Source organism: Variovorax sp. P4_D9 (assembly GCF_056401695.1).
This window is the reverse complement of sequence record NZ_JBFUIU010001256.1, coordinates 1-1,910: the sequence shown is the minus strand read 5'-3', so window position 1 is coordinate 1,910 and position 1,910 is coordinate 1. Positions and strand designations below refer to the sequence as shown.

General features: G+C 71.1%; 1 protein-coding gene. It reads left to right on the top strand.

Annotated elements, in window-relative coordinates; genetic code table 11:
- Nucleotides 1–1,910, top strand: a 1,910-nt coding sequence (locus tag AC1DY5_RS53660; protein WP_478122359.1) for an AAA family ATPase, incomplete at both ends; no start/stop codon positions are given.

The following is a 1,910-nucleotide window of genomic DNA, read 5'->3' as shown; positions in this document are numbered from 1 at the left end:
GTGCTGACCTGCGATGTTGTGGGGTCGACCGCCCTGTCGCAGACGCTCGACCCCGAGGACCTGCACGAAATGCTCGCCGACTTCCAACGGGTCTGCCAGGAGACGGCCGAGCGCTACGACGGCTACATTTCGCAGTTTCTCGGCGACGGCGTCCAGATCTATTTCGGTTTTCCCCGCGCCCACGAGGACGATGCCCGGCGGGCCGTGAGTTGCGGGCTCGAGATCCTGCAAGGGACGGAGCAGCTGAACCTGGCCGCGGCGCGTCCCTTGGGGGCGCGGCTGCGGGTTCGCGTCGGCGCGGACACCGGGCGGGTGGTGGTCAGCCCGGTCGGCACGGGGGCCCGCCGCGAGAACATCGCGATGGGCGACGCCCCCAACATCGCGTCGCGCGTGCAGGCCCTCGCGGAGCCCGACACGCTGTGGGTCACCGATGCCACGTGGCGAATCGCCCATGACCACTTCCAGGGCGAGCCGCGGGGCGTCCACGAACTGAAGGGCGTGTCGGCGCCGGTCCACCTCTGGCGCGTCACCCGGGCCGGCGGCGCCGTCCCGGGCCTCGAGCGGGTCGACCTGCTGACGCTCTACGTCGGGCGCAGCCACGAGCACGCGCTGCTCGCAGCCCACTGGACGGCAGCCCGGTCCGGTGCTGCGCGATTCGTCACCGTTCGGGGCGAACCGGGCATCGGCAAGTCGCGATTGGTGGCCGAGTTCAGAGGCGAGGTGGCGACCCCTGAAACCACGGTGCTGGCCATCCGTTGCACGCAGTATGCGAAGAACAGCGCCTTTCTTCCGGTCATCGAACTGCTCGGGCGCGTGCTGGCGCTCGATGGCGCGGCCGACGCGTCCGAACGCCTGGACCGCATCGACCACCAGCTCGGCGTGCTCGGCATCGGGGCTGCGGACGCGGCGCCGCTGCTGGCGGCGCTGCTGTCGATTCCGGTCGACGACCGCTACCCGCCGCTGGAGCTGTCGCCCACGCGCCGCCGCGTGCGCACGATCGAGACCCTGGTCGCCGTCATCGAGGCCATCGCCTCCAGAAAGCCCACCATTCTGGTGGCCGAGGATGTTCACTGGGCCGACCCCTCCACGCTCGAGGTGCTCGACCTGCTGGTGGCCCGGGCCCGGCGGTTGCCGCTGCTCGGCCTTTTCACCGCCCGTCCCGAGTTCGAGCCGGCCTGGCCGGACGACGAGGCGACGCCGCTGGTCGACGTCTCGCGGCTCGACCATGCCGAGGTCGAGGCGCTGGTTCGCCACGTGGCCCACGGCAAGCCGGTTCCGGGCGACGTGATCCGCGAGATCATCCAGCGCTGCGACGGCGTGCCGCTGTTTGTCGAGGAGGTGGCGCGAGCCGTGATCGAGACGGGCGTGCTGCAGGAAGATGAATACTCGTGGACGCTGACCGGGGCGATGCCGCTGGATCTGATCCCGGCCAGCGTCGACGCCTCGCTGATGGCGCGCATCGACCGCCTGGGCGACGCGCGCGGCACCGCGCAGCTGGCCGCCACGATCGGGCGCGAGTTCACCTATGCGCAACTCCGCGCCGTCAGCGAGCGCACCGAGAGCGAACTGAAGGAGGACCTCCTGCGCATCCTGGCCGCGGGCCTGGCCTGGCAGGTGACTGCGACCTTGCCGACGACCTTCGTCTTCAAGCATGCGCTGGTGCAGATGGCGGCCTACGAGTCGCTGCTGCGCTCGACGCGTCAGCGCTTCCATGAGCGGATCGCGCGCGTGCTGCTTTCCGACTTCGGCGGCGAGGTGGCGCTGCGCCCCGAAATCGTGGCCCGCCACCTGTCGGGCGCCGGCCACCACGCCGAGGCCAGCGACCACTGGTTTGCGGCTGGGCAGAGTGCCCTGGCGCGGATGGCCGTTCCCGAGGCGCACGGGCACTTCACCCGGGCGCTCGACGGCCT